18 protein-coding genes are annotated in these 15104 nt (G+C 68.5%); 12 read left to right on the top strand and 6 right to left on the bottom strand.

The annotated features are described in order from the left end of the window. The first annotated feature begins 94 nt into the window (after positions 1-94). From BLU38_RS00200 to BLU38_RS00190, 3 genes are all read left to right on the top strand, one after another. Entirely contained in the window at positions 95-1204 is a 1110-nt protein-coding gene (locus tag BLU38_RS00200) for a ferrochelatase (RefSeq protein ID WP_331715059.1), read from the top strand. Between the two features lie 246 nt (positions 1205-1450). Then, on the top strand, positions 1451-1915 hold the full coding sequence (locus tag BLU38_RS00195) for an NfeD family protein (protein WP_091531485.1): 465 nt from the start codon (positions 1451-1453) through the stop codon (positions 1913-1915). Further along, the gene (locus tag BLU38_RS00190; RefSeq protein ID WP_091517993.1) at positions 1903-2943 is read left to right on the top strand and encodes an SPFH domain-containing protein; all 1041 of its coding nucleotides are present in this window, start codon (positions 1903-1905) and stop codon (positions 2941-2943) included. Before BLU38_RS00195 ends, BLU38_RS00190 begins: the two co-directional genes overlap by 13 nt. Before the next feature lie 56 nt (positions 2944-2999). On the opposite strand, the gene BLU38_RS00185 is transcribed toward BLU38_RS00190, so the two are convergent. Together BLU38_RS00185 and BLU38_RS00180 are read right to left on the bottom strand one after the other, a co-directional pair. Then, positions 3000-3974: a 3-hydroxyacyl-CoA dehydrogenase family protein gene (locus BLU38_RS00185; RefSeq protein WP_091517989.1), complete on the bottom strand. Its 975-nt coding sequence runs from the start codon at positions 3972-3974 to the stop codon at positions 3000-3002. A 54-nt stretch (positions 3975-4028) separates the two neighbouring features. Beyond that, entirely contained in the window at positions 4029-5258 is a 1230-nt protein-coding gene (locus BLU38_RS00180) for a glycerate kinase (protein ID WP_091517986.1), read from the bottom strand. A 47-nt stretch (positions 5259-5305) separates the two neighbouring features. Between BLU38_RS00180 and BLU38_RS00175 the strand changes: the two genes are divergently transcribed. Both BLU38_RS00175 and BLU38_RS00170 read left to right on the top strand, forming a co-directional pair. Then, positions 5306-7411 (top strand): S9 family peptidase, encoded by a 2106-nt coding sequence (locus BLU38_RS00175; RefSeq protein WP_091517982.1) that lies wholly within the window; start codon positions 5306-5308, stop codon positions 7409-7411. Positions 7412-7604: 193 nt separating this feature from the next. Further along, the gene (locus tag BLU38_RS00170) at positions 7605-7904 is read left to right on the top strand and encodes a DUF4193 domain-containing protein (protein ID WP_091517979.1); all 300 of its coding nucleotides are present in this window, start codon (positions 7605-7607) and stop codon (positions 7902-7904) included. Between the two features lie 118 nt (positions 7905-8022). On the opposite strand, the gene BLU38_RS00165 is transcribed toward BLU38_RS00170, so the two are convergent. Together BLU38_RS00165 and BLU38_RS00160 are read right to left on the bottom strand one after the other, a co-directional pair. Further along, complete coding sequence (locus BLU38_RS00165) at positions 8023-8310, bottom strand: WhiB family transcriptional regulator (RefSeq protein ID WP_091517975.1); 288 nt, start codon at positions 8308-8310, stop codon at positions 8023-8025. 205 nt (positions 8311-8515) lie between these two features. After that, positions 8516-9031, bottom strand: coding sequence for a nitroreductase/quinone reductase family protein (locus BLU38_RS00160; RefSeq protein ID WP_091517970.1), 516 nt, complete (start codon positions 9029-9031; stop codon positions 8516-8518). A 107-nt stretch (positions 9032-9138) separates the two neighbouring features. On the opposite strand from BLU38_RS00160, the gene BLU38_RS00155 reads away from it, so the two are divergent. Beyond that, complete coding sequence (locus BLU38_RS00155; RefSeq protein WP_091517966.1) at positions 9139-10065, top strand: NAD-dependent epimerase/dehydratase family protein; 927 nt, start codon at positions 9139-9141, stop codon at positions 10063-10065. A gap of 58 nt (positions 10066-10123) precedes the next feature. Continuing rightward, a complete protein-coding gene (locus tag BLU38_RS00150; protein ID WP_091517963.1) occupies positions 10124-10636 on the top strand; it encodes a nucleoside deaminase in 513 nt (170 codons plus the stop codon). A gap of 18 nt (positions 10637-10654) precedes the next feature. On the opposite strand, the gene BLU38_RS00145 is transcribed toward BLU38_RS00150, so the two are convergent. Both BLU38_RS00145 and BLU38_RS00140 read right to left on the bottom strand, forming a co-directional pair. Beyond that, entirely contained in the window at positions 10655-11296 is a 642-nt protein-coding gene (locus tag BLU38_RS00145) for a TetR/AcrR family transcriptional regulator (protein ID WP_157683108.1), read from the bottom strand. 53 nt (positions 11297-11349) lie between these two features. Beyond that, a complete protein-coding gene (locus BLU38_RS00140; protein WP_091517957.1) occupies positions 11350-11643 on the bottom strand; it encodes a DUF4235 domain-containing protein in 294 nt (97 codons plus the stop codon). A gap of 273 nt (positions 11644-11916) precedes the next feature. On the opposite strand from BLU38_RS00140, the gene BLU38_RS00135 reads away from it, so the two are divergent. The 5 genes from BLU38_RS00135 (at position 11917) to BLU38_RS00115 (ending at position 15089) form a co-directional block, all read left to right on the top strand. Continuing rightward, on the top strand, positions 11917-12462 hold the full coding sequence (locus BLU38_RS00135; RefSeq protein ID WP_091517954.1) for a DUF3093 domain-containing protein: 546 nt from the start codon (positions 11917-11919) through the stop codon (positions 12460-12462). A 63-nt stretch (positions 12463-12525) separates the two neighbouring features. Further along, positions 12526-13101, top strand: coding sequence for a dUTP diphosphatase (gene dut / locus BLU38_RS00130; RefSeq protein WP_091517951.1), 576 nt, complete (start codon positions 12526-12528; stop codon positions 13099-13101). Next, a complete protein-coding gene (locus BLU38_RS00125) occupies positions 13098-13949 on the top strand; it encodes a DUF3710 domain-containing protein (RefSeq protein WP_091517948.1) in 852 nt (283 codons plus the stop codon). The genes dut and BLU38_RS00125 overlap by 4 nt, the downstream gene beginning before the upstream one ends. Before the next feature lie 2 nt (positions 13950-13951). Beyond that, positions 13952-14356 (top strand): OB-fold nucleic acid binding domain-containing protein, encoded by a 405-nt coding sequence (locus BLU38_RS00120; RefSeq protein WP_091517945.1) that lies wholly within the window; start codon positions 13952-13954, stop codon positions 14354-14356. Between the two features lie 4 nt (positions 14357-14360). Next, complete coding sequence (locus BLU38_RS00115) at positions 14361-15089, top strand: DUF3159 domain-containing protein (protein WP_091517942.1); 729 nt, start codon at positions 14361-14363, stop codon at positions 15087-15089. Positions 15090-15104 lie beyond the last annotated feature (15 nt).

Here is a 15104-nt window from a genome sequence, read left to right as displayed (position 1 = left end):
AGCCTGTCGAAGGACCGAGACAGATCCCGGTTGTCTACGACATTGTGTAGGACCTGATCGCGGCCGGTGCAGACGGATGTGTGAAGATTCGCCCGTGAGTCAAGAATCGATGGTGACGACGACGCCTGAGCTCGACCCGTACGACGCGCTCGTGCTGGTCTCCTTCGGTGGACCGGAGAAGCCCGAGGACGTGGTGCCGTTCCTGCGCAACGTGACGCGGGGCAGGGGCATCCCCGACGAACGGCTGGAAGAGGTCGGCGAACACTATTACTCCTTCGGCGGCAAGAGCCCGATCAATGACCAGTGCCGTGCCCTGTTGGCGGCACTGCGCAGCGAGTTGGACCGGCGGGGGATCGACACCCCGATCGGCTGGGGCAACCGCAACTGGGAGCCGTACTTGACCGACACCCTGACCAGCCTGGACCGCGCCGGACATCGGCGGGTGCTGGCGATCACCACCAGTGCCTACCCGTCCTACTCCTCGTGCCGTCAATATCGGGAGAACCTGTACGACGCCGCCCAGGACACCGCATTGCAGGTCGACCGGATCCGGCAGTACGCCACCCATCCCGGCTTCGTCACTGCCTCTGTCGATGCGACCAACGCCGCTCTTGATCAGCTGCGGGCCGCTGGTGCGGACGTCGACGGCACCCGGCTGATCTTCGTCACCCACTCGATCCCGACGGCCATGGAGGATGCGTCCCGACAGGCGACCCGAGGCTATGTCGGCTGGCACCGCGCAGTGGCCGACGAGGTGGCTCGGCAGGTCAGTGCCGAACGAGGCACCGACTACCGCTGGGATCTTGCCTACTGCTCACGATCCGGCCCGCCGACCCAGCCCTGGCTCGAGCCGGACGTCAATGATCATCTTGCGGCCTGCCGTGACGACGGCGTGGCATCGGTGGTGCTGGTCCCGATCGGCTTCATCTCCGACCACATGGAGGTGATCTACGACCTGGACACCGAGGCCGCGGCGACCGCGGAGAAGCTGGGGCTCGGCTTCGTCCGCGCCGCGACGGCCGGAACCCATCCGGCCTTCGTCGGCGCCCTGGTCGACCTGGCGCTGGAACGGGCGGCCGCTGCCCGCGGTGAGACACCGCAGCGCCCGGTCATCCCCGGCGCGGAAGTGGGTGCCGACGTCTGCGCCGCGGACTGCTGTCTCAACCTGCGTCAGCCGGATCGTCCGGCCCTCTGCCAACGCTGACCCTGCTGCCGGGGGATCCGCCGCCCGACTGCCACCGTCCAACCACAGTCGTCCAACCACGGTCGCACCGCTTCCGTACCTTCGCACCAGGTGTACGTGGTGCGAAGGTACGGAACTGGTGCGGCGGTGGGGCGGGCGCGCAATAGCGGGTGTTGGCTGGCGATCGGCCGCGGAGTAGCTTCGAGTTATCGGCGTTCGACGGGGAGCGCCCGTTCTCCGGGAACGCTGGGGCGAAAAGGTGTGCTGATGCAGGCCTGGCTGATCTGGTTGGCCGTCGCCGCCGGACTCGGATTCGTCGAGTTGGCCGCGATGACGCTGGACTTCGCCCTGTTGGCGGTCGCCGCACTGAGCGCCGCCGGGGTCGCCGCCCTCGGATTGGGAATCGGATTCCAGTTCCTCACCTTCTTCGTGGTGGCGGTGTTGTTGGCGCTGCTGGTCCGCCCGGTGGCCCGTCGGCACCTGCGCAACACACCGATGATCCGGTCCGGCACGGCTCGGCTGGTCGGCCGGACGGCGGTCACGCTGACCGTGGTCGGCCGGGACAGCGGCCGGGTGAAGCTGGAGGGCGAGGAGTGGACCGCCCGCCCGTACGAGGACGGTCTGGTGATCCCCGAGGGCACCACCGTCGACGTGTTCGCCATCGAGGGCGCGACCGCCCTCGTGCACCCTCGGGACGCGATGATTTCTTGGGAGACACCATGGCAGAGTTGATCGTCGGCATCGTGGCCGCACTGGTCGCCGTGCTGATCGTGCTGAGAACGGTCCGGATCGTCCCGCAGGCACGGGCCGGCAACGTGGAGCGATTCGGCCGCTACATCCGCACCCTCGAACCGGGCCTGAATCTGGTCATCCCGTTCATTGACCGGGTCCGCCCGCTGATCGATGTCCGCGAGCAGGTGGTGTCCTTCGAGCCGCGGTCGGTGATCACCGAGGACAACCTGAGCGTGCACATCGACACCGTGCTCTACTTCCAGGTCACCAATCCGCGCGACGCCGCCTACGAGATCGCCGACTACATCCAGGCGATCGAACAGTTGACCGTCACCACGCTGCGGAACGTGATCGGCAGTCTTGATCTTGAAAAGGTGCTGGTCTCCCGGGAACACATCAACTCCACGCTGCGCGGCGTCCTGGACGAGGCCTCGGGCAAGTGGGGGATCCGGGTCAATCGGGTCGAGCTGAAGTCGATCGATCCGCCGCCGTCGATCAAGGAGTCGATGGAGAAGCAGATGCGGGCCGACCGGGAGAAGCGGGCCGCGATCCTGAACGCCGAAGGTGTCCGACAGTCCCGGATCCTCACCGCAGAAGGGGATCGGCAGGCAGCGATCCTCACTGCAGAGGGCAACCGGCAGTCCGCGATCTTGAACGCCGAGGGCCAGGCCAAGGCGATCGATACCGTCTTCGAGGCCATTCACCGCAACGACCCGGATCCCAAGCTGCTGGCCTATCAGTATCTGCAGGTGCTGCCCGAGCTGGCCAAGGGCGACGGCAACACGTTCTGGGTGATTCCGAGTGAGGTCACCAGTGCGCTCACCCAGGTGTCGAAGGCGTTCGCCGAGAAGGGAACCGAGGAATCCCCGCAGAGCAAGGATTCCGGGCAATCGAAGAACCCCGAGCTGACAAAAGGCCCGGACCTGATGAAGGGCCCTGACATGACAAAGGGCCCTGAGCCCGTCGAAGGGCCGGTACCCGAGATCGAGTACCAGCCCTTCGACAAGCTCAGGGCCCAGAATCAGTAGGGCCCGGAATCAGTAGGGCCCGGAATCAGCAGACCTCAGTAAGACATCAGCAGATTTCAGTAAGACAGGGGAGCGGGCCCGAGCTCGTCCAGCAGCTTCTGCATCTTCACGTACGCCTTGTTCCGGTACGCGACGAGTTCGGGGGTTGCGTCGGACGGCACGTTGAGGAAGCCGGCGCCGGACTTGGTGCCGAGCTTGCCGGCCTCGACCAGGTCGGCCAGCAGCTTCGGGGTCTCGAACCGGTCCGGGAATCCGGCGTGCAGCGAGTCATAGCAGAACGCGTACACGTCCAGACCGGCCATGTCGGCGATCGCGAACGGACCGAAGAACGGCAACCGGAAGCCGAACGTGGTCCGGACGATGGTGTCGATGTCCTCGACCGTCGCCACGCCCTCGTCGACCAGCCGGGTGGCCTCCTCGAACAGCGTGTACTGCAGCCGGTTCAGCACGAAGCCGGTGACGTCCTTGATCCGCGCGGTCTCCTTGCCGGTGGACTGCACGACCTGCTCGGCCTTGCCGATGGTGTCCTCGGCGGTGCCGTCGTGCGGGATCACCTCGACTCCGGGGATGAACGGCGACGGGTTGGAAAAATGCACCCCGATGAACCGCTCCGGTCGATCGACGGCATCGGCCATCGCACCGATCGAGATCGTCGAGGTGTTGCTGGCGATGATGGCCTCCGGGCGGGCGGCGGCGCTGACCCGGGCCAGGATCTCCCGCTTCAGCTCCAGCTTCTCCGGTACGGCCTCCTCGATGAAGTCGGCGTCGGCGACGGCGGCCTCGATCGATTCGGCAGCGGTCAGATGCTCGTCGATGATCTTGGTCGAGCCGGCCTCGAACAGCTCGTCGGCGACGAACGCATCGGATTCGGAGAGCAGCCGCTGCCGACTCTTCTCCGCCACCTCCGCCGAGACGTCGGCCAGCACGACCTGGTGCCCGGCCAGCGCGAGCACCTGCGCGATGCCGCCACCCATGTAGCCGGATCCGACGATCGCGATCTTCAGGGGCGTATCTGTCTGGGTGATGGCCATCGAGGCTGTCCTTTCAGCGGAAAATATAGGATCTGCGGCTTCATTGTTGCAGGTTCAGAGCCGGGACGCGGCGCTGGCTCCCGCTTCGGACAGCCAGCGGGCGGGCTCGGCGATCGCCGCGTCGACCGAACCGGCCAGATCGGCCAGTCCCCAGGTGTGTACACCCTCCGGGTGCAGACCGATCTGGCCTGCGACGACGAAACGCTCGGTCGGGATCTCCGGACCCGCCCGGTCGAGCAGTTCGAAGACATGCCCGACCACCTTGCCGCCGAGCGAGGTCGCGTCGAACCGCCCTTCGCCGGTGATCACCACGTCGGCCGAACCGATGGCCCGGTCCAGTCCGGCCAACTCGGACAGGTACGCAGCGCCGGGCACGATCTCGGCGCCCAGCCCGCTGACCAGGCCGTAGCCCAGTCCACCGGCGGCACCCATCCCCGGCAGGTCGTGGCTGCCGCCGAGGGCGATCGCGAACTGCCGCAGAGCGCCGTCCAGCAAGCCGATCTGCGCTGCGTCGGCGCCCTTCTGCGGGCCGAAGACGGCCGCTGCACCGTGTTCGCCGAGCAGGGGTGCGTCCACGTCGCTGAGCATGATCAACTTCGCCGGCCGGCGAGCTGCGCCGCGTACCGTTGCCAGGCGTTGCAGACCGGCGCCGCCGTCGGGGATCGGAGCGCCGTCGGGGTCCAGCAGTTCGAGTCCGAGCGCAACCAGTGCCCCGGCGCCGCCGTCGGTGGTCGCCGATCCGCCCGCGCCGACGATGACGGTCGACATTCCCGCGTCCAGTGCGGCCCCGATCAGCTCGCCGAGTCCGCGGGTGGTCGACCCGACGGCGTCGGGTTCGGCCATCAACGGCAGCCCGGCGACCGCGGCCATCTCGATCACCGCGGTGTCACTGCCCAATTGCAACCAGGACGCCGCGACCGGGCGTCCGTCCGGTCCGGTCAGTCCGTCGACGACGTGTCGAACGCCATCGGGACGGGCTGCAGCGATCGCGTCGACCGTGCCCTCTCCGCCATCGGCGAGCGGGATCTGCTGCAGTTCGTCGGAGGGACGGACGCGGCGCCAGCCGGCGGCGATCGCTGTTGCCGCGTCGGCGGCGGACAGGCTGCCCTTGAACGAATCCGGTGCGACCAGGACCCGCAATGTGCTGCGTCCATGATCATCGGACCCGCCGTGATCATCAGCGCGGCGACGGGACGGAAGTTGATCATCGTTGTGATCTTCGCCGGTGGCCGACGGAGCCGTTTCGGGGATTTCGGGGAACACGTCCGATTGGTGCGAAGGCATGGCATAGTCTTGCGCGGCCGGTACGGATCGTCGACACGAGGTGGCAGATGACTGCGGACAGCACCGCTGACAAGACTCCCGATCCCGACGAGCTCCCGCTCGGCTCGCCCTGGGACGACCTGCGGGCCTACGTCGGTACGCCGCGACTGCAGTCGTTGCTGTTGTCCTCCGACGGTTCGACGCTGCTGGCGTCGGTGAGCGAACTGGACGACCAGCAGACCGGATACCGCACGAGTTGGTGGCGGGTCGATCCGGCCGCCGCCGGACCCGCTCGCCGGATGACCCGTTCGGTCGAGGGTGAATCGATCGCCGCCTTCACCCCGGACGGGTCGTTGATCTTCGGCTCCGGCCGGCCGACCCCGGCGGCGCGGACCGGCTACGGACCGAAGCCCGCGACCAAACCGAGCGACGACGACGGCGTCCTGTGGTTCCTGCCGGCCGGTGGCGGCGAGGCCCATCCGATCGCCCGCCGCAGCGGCGGCTGGCAGGACATCGCCACCGCGCGGCACGTCGGTCGGGCGGTCCTCGCCGCAGACTCCTTCCCCGGCGCCGAGACCGAGCAACAGGATCAGGACCTGCGCAAGCTGCGCAAGACCAAGAAGGTCTCCGCATTGCTGCACGAGGGTTACCCGGTGCGATTCTGGGACCATGATCTCGGTGGTTCCCAGACCCGGCTGTACGGCGCCGACCTGACCGTCACCGATGATCGTGGCGACCTGAGCGTCGAACTCGAGGCGGCGACCGTGTTGGCTCCCGACAGCGGTCGACGTCTGGGGGACATCGAGGCGGTCGCCGACGACGGCAGCTTCGCGGTTGCAACCTGGAAGACACCCAGACCGCGCGGCCGGGTGTCGATCGGGCTGATCGAGATCGATCTGTCGACCGGTGCCCGGAGCACGCTGGTCGAGCAGGACGGCGTCGAATTCTCCTCCGCGGTGATCAGTTCCGACGGTTCGCTGGTAGCGGCCGTCCGGGAGACCGCACCGACCGCGGAAGAGGCGCCGACCCTGCAGCTCTGGCTGATCGACCGGAGCAGCGGCGATGAGCGGGTGCTGGCAGCGGACTGGGATCGCTGGGCGACCCCGTACGCCTTCTCACCCGACGGATCGGTGCTGTACGTGGTCGCCGACGAGGACGGCCAGGCCCCGATCTTCGCCGTCGACGTGGCGGCGGGCCGGGCCCGCCGACTGACCGAGGACGGCGCGTTCGGCTCGCTGCTGCTGTCACCGGACGGCAGCACGTTGTACGCGCTCCGCAGTTCCTACACCGACCCGGGCAGCATCGTCTCCGTCGACGTCGCCAGTGGGCGGCTGACCGTGTTGCGCGGGCCGGTGGACTATCCGGAGCTGCCCGGATCACTGACCGAGGTCGAGACCACGGCCGCCGACGGAGCCCGGATCCGGGCCCATCTGGCGTTGCCCGCCGACGCCTCGGCCGCGCATCCTGCACCGCTCGCGTTGTGGATCCACGGCGGGCCGCTGGGTTCCTGGAACGCCTGGTCCTGGCGGTGGAACCCGTGGCTGTTGGTGTCCCAGGGCTATGCGGTGCTGCTGCCGGACCCGGCCTTGTCCACCGGCTACGGCCGGGACTTCATCCAGCGTGGCTGGGGCCGATGGGGCGCCGAGCCGTACACCGACCTGATGGCGATCACCGATGCCGCTGTCGACCGGGACGACATCGACGCCGACGACACCGTCGCGATGGGCGGCTCGTTCGGTGGGTACATGGCCAATTGGGTGGCCGGACACACCGACCGTTTCGCCGGGATCGTGACGCACGCCAGCCTGTGGAATCTGGCGGCGTTCCGTTACACCACCGACAGCGCGACGTTCTGGCTGCCGGAACTGACCGACGCGATGGTGCAGCAGAACTCGCCGCACCTGTTCGTCGATCGGATCCGGACGCCGATGCTGGTCATCCACGGCGACAAGGATTATCGGGTGCCGATCGCGGAGGGATTGGGGTTGTGGGCAGCTCTGGTCGAGCAGCACGACGGGCCGGCCGAGGAGTTGCCGCACAAGTTCCTGTACTTCCCCGACGAGAATCACTGGGTGCTGTCCCCGCAGCACGCGATCGTCTGGTACGAGACCGTGCGGTCCTTCCTGGAATCGGTGCGCACCGGCGGGAATTTTGTCCGTTCGCGCGTGTTGTAGGTGCACGATCAGGTGGGACTTGACTGGATGTGGTATGCATTGCGCTCGGACTTCTACTCCGACGGTGACCAGACAGCCGATCACTCAGCTGTTGAAGCAGGGCCGCAGAGGGACCGGCCGCCGACCAGGCGGACGGCACCGATGCGGATGAGAAGGCAAAACGAGCTCGGGCAGTAGCCCGGGAGGGAAGAAGATGGCGACTGATTACGACGCCCCGCGTAAGACCGAAGAGGACGTCAGCGAAGACAGCATCGAGGAACTCAAGAATCGGCGCAACGACAAGAACTCGGGCAAGGTCGACGAGGACGAGACCGAGGCGGCCGAATCGTTCGAGCTGCCCGGTGCGGACCTGTCGCACGAGGAGCTGACCGTACGGGTGCTCCCTCGGCAGGCCGACGAATTCACCTGCGCCAGCTGTTTCCTGGTGCGACACCGCAGCCAGCTGGCCGAGGAACGCAACGGCCAGATGTACTGCGTGGACTGCGCCGGCTGAGCCAGGCCGTCGATCGACGAGCAGCCGCATCGGACCGGCGTCGTCGCCCCCGCTGGGTGCGTGACGCCGGGATGATGCGACTGTCGTCGTCTTGAGCCGCAACGGCTCCGAGGTGCCGTCAGGCAGCTTGTTTGCGCGGCCGGCCGGGGCCGCGCTTGAACGGCCGGACGAGGCCGTTCACGATGACCTCGCCACCCCAGACACCCCAGGGCTCGCCCCGTTCCAGTGCCTCCTGCAGGCAGCGGCTGCGGATCGGGCAGCCGCTGCACAACTGCTTGGCCCTGGTCAGGTCCGCCGGTGATTCGGAGAACCAGAGCTCCAGATCGTGCACCCGGCAGGGAATCGGGGGATTCGTTCGGCCGGTGCGGGCGCGCCGTCCGGTCCCGGGGTCGACCGCGTTGATCATCTTTGGCACTCCTTGTTGATCATGAGATGCGGTAGGCGTGTTCGGCAAAGGGCCGCTGTCGGCTTCGACGCCACGGGCTAACGCGCCGCGAACGAGTCGATGTGCTCGTCGATCAACGGCTCGGGAACATCCGGTGGGACCGTGGACACGGCGCTGCTGTGCAGATCCCGGGAACGGACCAGCACGAGCCCGATCACCGAGGGATTCAGTGACTGCGCTCCGATCCTGCCGTCGCCGGCGCGTCCTCGAGTGCGATCCGGACCACGATCGGCTCACTGTTCAGCAGCCGGATGGAGGACCGCAGTGCCCGGGCGTCGAACCGACGCAGCCAGCCGTGGTGGGCGAGGATGTCGGCCAGTCGGCGTTCGGGATCATCGTCGGGTTGCACGGTGGCGAGGCCGCGATACCAGCGGCGGCCGATCTTGATCCGCACGGCTGGCTGCTGGATGAGGTTGCGGACGTAGTCGGCGGATCGGCCGCGGGCTGCGATCAGCCAGAACGTGCCGTCCACCAGGCCGTTGCCGACCGGGGTCTGGCGGGGCAGGCCGGACCGACGTCCGGTCGTCTCCACCATCGCGAACGCCGTGGGGGCGAGACCGGCTCGCAACAGTGACCGCATGCCCGACTTCACGATCCGGTCATCGACATACCGGGCGGTGCTGCGGAACAGGTCACCGGCCCGCTTCCGGATCGGTCTCCGGGCGGTCGACTGCTGGTTCATCGAGACTCCCCCTTGGGTCGGCGCACTGTGGCGGCAAGTAATTGCTTGCTTTCAGGATGGCCGGTTCCTAGAGTCGAAGGCAAGTCCTTACTTTCTGGGGAGAGCAGATGAAGATCTTGCTGGCCGGTGCCACCGGCGCGATCGGTCGCCGACTGTTGCCGGCGCTGGGGCGCGACAACCACGAGGTGATCGCGTTGACCCGCGACCCGTCGCGAGCGGCGGAGTTCCGCCGGTCCGGGGTGCAGGCCGTGGTGGCCGACGCCCTGGACCGTACGGAGTTGCTCCGGGCGACCGACGGGGTCGAGTTCGACGCCGTGATCCATCAACTGACGGCGCTGACCAAACCGCCGGTGCGGCACCGTGGGATGGCCGTCACCAATCTGCTGCGGACCGACGGCACCCGCCATCTGCTCGAGGTCGCCGAACGCGCCGGCGCCCGGCGGTTCGTCACCCAGAGCATCGTCTTCGGTTACGGCTACATCGACCACGGGTCGAGGAGCCTGACCGAGGACGCGCCGTTCGGCCGGCCGACCGGCGGTCCGACCGCGCCGCACATCGCGGCAATGGCGACCAACGAGGAGTTGGTCCTCGGCAGTTCGGCGCTCGAGGGGATCGCGCTGCGCTACGGGCTGTTCTACGGCGGTGACCCCGATCCGTTGCCCGACCTGCTGCGGGCCCGCAAGGTGCCGGTGACGTCCGGGCCGGACCGTCCACTTGCCTGGATCCACCTCGATGATGCGGTCACCGCTACTGTCGCGGCCCTCGATCGTGGGCGTCCCGGGCAGGCCTACAACATCGTCGACGACGTTCCGGCCTCCTGGCGGTCGGTGATCACCGCGGCGGCCGCGGCCCATCACGCCCCGTCGCCTCCGGTGCTGCCCGGTTTCCTGATCAAGCTGGCCGCGCCCTACGTCGCGGCGATGCTGAACGCCTCGCTGCGGGTGTCCAACGATCGTGCCGCAGAAGAGCTCGGCTGGCGGCCGAGCCATCCCGGCTTCACCGACGGCATCAGGGCGTCGGTCGTAGGAAGTTGATCATGGATCATGCTGGATTGATCATGGACGCCACCGGTGATCATGGAACAATGGCACGATGAGGACCGGCAACCGGGGCAGTCGTGAATTGAGTCCGGCGGATCATCAACACCTGCGGCGTTGCGTCGAGTTGGCGGAGGCGGCGCTGGCCGACGAGGACGGCCCGTTCGGCTCGGTGCTGGTCGCTGCCGACGGCACGATGCTCGCCGAGGATCGCAATCGCGAACACACCTCCGGCGATCCGACCGCACATCCTGAATTCGCACTGGCCCGGTGGGCGGCGCTCCGGCTGACGCCTCACCAGCGCCGCGGAGCCGTGGTCTACACCTCGGGGGAGCATTGTCCGATGTGCTCCGCGGCGCACGGCTGGGCCAGGATCGGCGGCATCGTCTACGCGGCGTCGGCGTCCCAACTCGCCGGCTGGCGGGCCGGTTCGGGCCTGCCGGCGGCACCGGTGGCGGTGCTGGCGGCCGACGACATCGCGCTCACTGTCGAGGTGATCGGCCCGGTGTCGCCCTACGACGAACAGATGCGGCTGCTGCATGCGCGGGCGGCCGGCGCGGAGCCATGATCATCATCGGCCGACGGCTCATCCGCCGCGCGGCGAAACGGCAGCGGTCGCCAACGTCACCACGGCGGCGATGAACCGTTCCCGGGAGACGCCGGTCGGATGCTCGCCGCCGAACAGATCCTCCAGCAGCCAGTAGTGCGCGGTGGCTGCCTGCAGCACCGTGGCGACGGCCTGCCAATCCTGATCATCGGCATGACCGCCGGGACGATTGCCGGCGTGATCACCGGCGGCTTGATCATCGGCGGCTCGGGATGCCGCTCCGGCCAGCAGGTGCGCGGTCTCCTGCTCGATCCGCTGCACCTCCTCGGTGCCGAATCGCCGGAGCAGCTCGGGAAACGCGGTCAGACCGCGGAAGGCCACCCGATTCAGATCCCGATCGTGTTTCATCCGATCGAATCCGCTGCGAACGGCGGCCGCCAACAGGGCGTCGAGTCGTTCCGGCTCTGCCGCGCTCCGGGGCGCGGGCGGGCCGGAGCCGAGCAGTCGATCCAGGCCGGCCGCCAGCAGCTCCTGCTTGGACCGGAAGTGTTTGTACAGACTGCCCGAACCGGGTGACAGCCCGGCGGCCTCCTCGATCTGGGCGATCGATGTCGCGGCGTAGCCCTGCTCGCCGAACAGCCGCATGCCCTCGGTGAGGATCCGTTCCCGTCGACTCTGCACCCGGCGACCTTAGCAAGCAAACGCTTGCCAAGTGTTCCCGGGTGGGACGCGGTTCAGACCTTCAGTTTGATCTTCGGGATCTTCGGCGCCTTGGTGCCCATGTCCTTGGCCCACCGGGTGGCGGCGAACCGGGTCACGGTGAATTGGGTCAGGCCGATGCCGACGCCGCTGGCCAGCGCCCAGATCGCGGCTTCGGTGAGGGGCGTGTCGGGGTCGGTCGCCGACGGCGGCTCCTTGCCGGTGGCGAACTTCCAGCCACGCTTGATCGCCTGCTGCGCGCCGATCGTGGTCACCGCGCCGAAGACGCCCATGTAGATCTGCCAGACCAGCTTCGATGACACCTTCATCGCCACTCCTCTTCCTCGGCGGGACCTACCTGGTGCGATGGTGCTCGGCGGATGCCGATGGATCCGACCCTACCGGCCGACGGTTCCGATCGGCGACGGTGGACCGGGTGCCGCGTGGAACCGTCAGCCGCTGCCGCGGCGGGACCGGAGCGCGGGATCGGAGCGGGCGGATCGAAGTGAGCGGTGCGATTCCGCCGACCGTCACGGGTCCCGTACGGTGGGGTCGTGCCTGAGCCTGTGCCGAGCCCGTCAGCGGGAGTTTCGAGTCCAGCCATGAAGCAGTCAGACCCGCGCGACCGGCGCGACGACGAGCCCGACCGGCGGGACAACAGGTCGGTCGGGGAGTACCACGAGCGGTTGTGGGTACCGGTCGGCTGGTGGCTGCTGGGCGGACTGTTCGCGCTCTCGATGCTGGTCGCCGTGTTGTTCTATCTCGGTCCGGTCGCCGCGGTCGTCACCTTCGTGCTGCTGATGGCCGCGATCGCCGCGATCTTCCTGCGGTACGGCGGGGCGGCGATCCGGGTCACCGACGATCGGCTCTGGGTGGGGCAGGCCAACATCGAGTGGCGCTACGTCGCCGCCGTCGAGGCACACGACGAGGCCAGGACCCGGCTGCGGCGCGGTCCGCGGGCCGACGCGCGGGCCTTCATGACGCTGCGTCCGTACCTGAACACCGCCGTCGAGGTGACCTTGGACGACCCGGAGGATCCGACCCCGTACTGGCTGATCAACTCGCGGTCGCCGCAGCGACTTGCGGCCGCGATCCAGGCCCGGATCAACCGACCGGATGCCACCCCCGGCGCTACGCTGGAGGGGTGAGCACCGATGGAAACTCACGACGACGGACAGGCTGTCGAAACGAGTGTCGAAACAGGCGATGAGATGCCAGATCAGGTCGATGTGTTGATCACTCGGACCCGACCGAGCTCGACAGATCGTGACCCGGCCGATCCCGACCCCGACGATCTCGAACTTCCCGGCTATGCACGACCCGATGATGCCGGCGCCGACCTGCGGTTGACCGAGGACACCGTGCTGCGGCCCGGCGAACGCAAACTGGTCGGCACCGGCGTGGCGATCGCGTTGCCGCCGGGCTACGTCGGACTGGTGCACCCGCGGTCCGGTCTGGCCGCCCGGCACGGGCTCACCGTGGTGAACGCTCCGGGCACCGTCGACGCCGGCTACCGCGGCGAGATCAAGGTCTGTCTGCTGAACACCGACCGGGACGCCACGATCACGCTGACCCGGGGCGATCGGATCGCTCAACTGGTCGTTCAGAGGGTGAGTCGAGTCAACTTCGTTTCGGTGTCACAATTGCCCGGGTCCATCCGCGGATCGGATGGCCACGGTTCGACCGGCGGGATGCCCGTCGGGTCGACGACGAGTCGCCCGGCCGACGCCGGACCCGACCCCCACCAGGGTGCCGCGAGCACCGAACAGCAGGAGCACAGTTCATGATCTTCCGGTCACGTCCGCGCGGTGACGAGGGTCTGGCGGCTGCCGCCGGCCGGGATCCCGGCGAGAACGACCTGGACACCGCGTCCGGACCGCCGCCCGGCGACAACGCCGGCACCTCCGGCGCAACGACGGACTTCGCCGAGTCGACCCAACCCGAGGTCGGAGGGCCCGACGACGGCGCCATCGACCTGGACGAGCTGGATGCCGGCGAATGGCGCGAGCTCGGACCGTACGACATCGGTGAGGTCGACGCCGAGGCGTTGGAGGAACCGGATCCGGACCAACCGCGGATCGACCTGGGCAGCATCGTGTTGGCCGGCACCGACGGCATGGAGCTGCGGCTCCAGGTCGACGAGAACAGCCAGCAGATCGTCTCGGCGATGATGATCCGCGCAGACTCCGCGCTCGAGGTCGGCGCCTTCGCCGCACCGCGCAGCGGTGGCCTGTGGGCTGAGGTCCGCGACGAACTGGTCCAGGCCGCGGAGAGCGCGGGCGGTTCGGCCAACCTGGTCCCCGGCCCGTACGGGGTGGAGCTGCGCCGGGTGCTGCCGGTGCAGACCCCGGACGGCCAACAGGGCTATCAGCCGACCCGGATGTGGGTCGCCGAGGGCCCGCGCTGGATGCTCCGCGGCATCATTTACGGTCAGGCCGCCCTGGAGGACGGCATCGAGACCCCTGTGGCGGAGATCCTGGAGGCGTTCCGTCAGATCGTCGTCCGACGCGGCGACGAAGCCATGGCACCGGGAGACCTGCTCCCGCTGTCCCTACCCGAAGACCTCGCACCACAACCTGGAACGGCCCAGGACGCGGCGGGAGCCGCAGCGGCCGAAACCGACACTGGAGTATGACGATGAGCCCGCATCCGCAGGCACGAGTCTCCACCGACGATCCGCGACGGGGAGGTCTGTTCCGCCGCGCGCTGCGCCGACTTGCTTCCTCCAACGAGGAGTTGGAGGCCGAGGATCGGCAACGCATCGTGCGCGAAGCAGGTGCCACCCCGATCAGCTCCTGCGCCGACCGCCAGGTCGTCGACCTGTGCGGCGATGTCAGCGCCGTCACCATCAACCCGCACGGTGGCAAGCCGGCGATGGAGGTGGAGCTGCGTGACGGCTCCGGCACCGTCGCCCTGGTCTGGCTCGGCCGACGTCGGATCCCCGGCATCGAAGCCGGCCGGGCGATCAAGGTCACCGGCCGGATCAGCTGTACCGAGGACGGCCGGCGCGTGATGTTCAACCCGCGCTACGAGCTGCGCTGACCGCGTGAGCGAGGACGCCACCGAAGGACCCCGTCCGCGCCGGTACCCGGCGACCGAGGCCGAACAGCGTCCGGAGCTGCAGGACTACCGCTACGTCGAGGAGTACGTCCGCGCCGAGCTGCTGCACACTCTCGGCGGGGTGCGCGGCATGCTCGAGGGCGCGGCACCGTTCGTCGGGTTCACCATCGCCTGGATGATCAGCAGCAGGCTCGGCCTCAGCCTGATCGTGGCGCTGGCCTGCGCGGCCGTGCTGGCACTGGTCCGGCTGCTGCAACGGCAGTCACTGCGCTACGTCGCCCAGGCCGTCGTCCCGACCGCGATCGCCGCCATCGTCGCGGCCCGCACCGGCCGGGCCGAGGACGCCTTCCTGCCGGGCATCCTCTACAACGGGCTGCTGGCACTGGTGTCGGTGCTCAGCATCGTCGTCCGCCGCCCGGTCGTCGGCTTCATCCTCGGGGCCGCGATGGGCGACCCGACCGGGTGGGCCCGACACCGCAGCCTGATCCGGATGATGGCGAAACTGACCGCCGTACTGGCCGTGCCGTACGTGTTGCGGTTCGTCATCCAGCTGCCGCTCTACCTGGCCGGCCAGGTGGTCTGGCTGGGGGTGGCCAAGATCGTTCTGGGCTGGCCGTTGCTGGGGCTGGCGCTGCTGGTGATCGGCTACCTGCTGTCCCGCGGCCGGACGCCGATCGAGATCATCGAGGACGACGACCGCGCAGGCGACACCTGAGACGGCAACGATCGA

It is taken from the genome of Microlunatus soli, assembly GCF_900105385.1.
GTDB classification, from domain to species: domain Bacteria; phylum Actinomycetota; class Actinomycetes; order Propionibacteriales; family Propionibacteriaceae; genus Microlunatus; species Microlunatus soli.
This window is presented reverse-complemented; position numbering and strand designations above follow the sequence as displayed.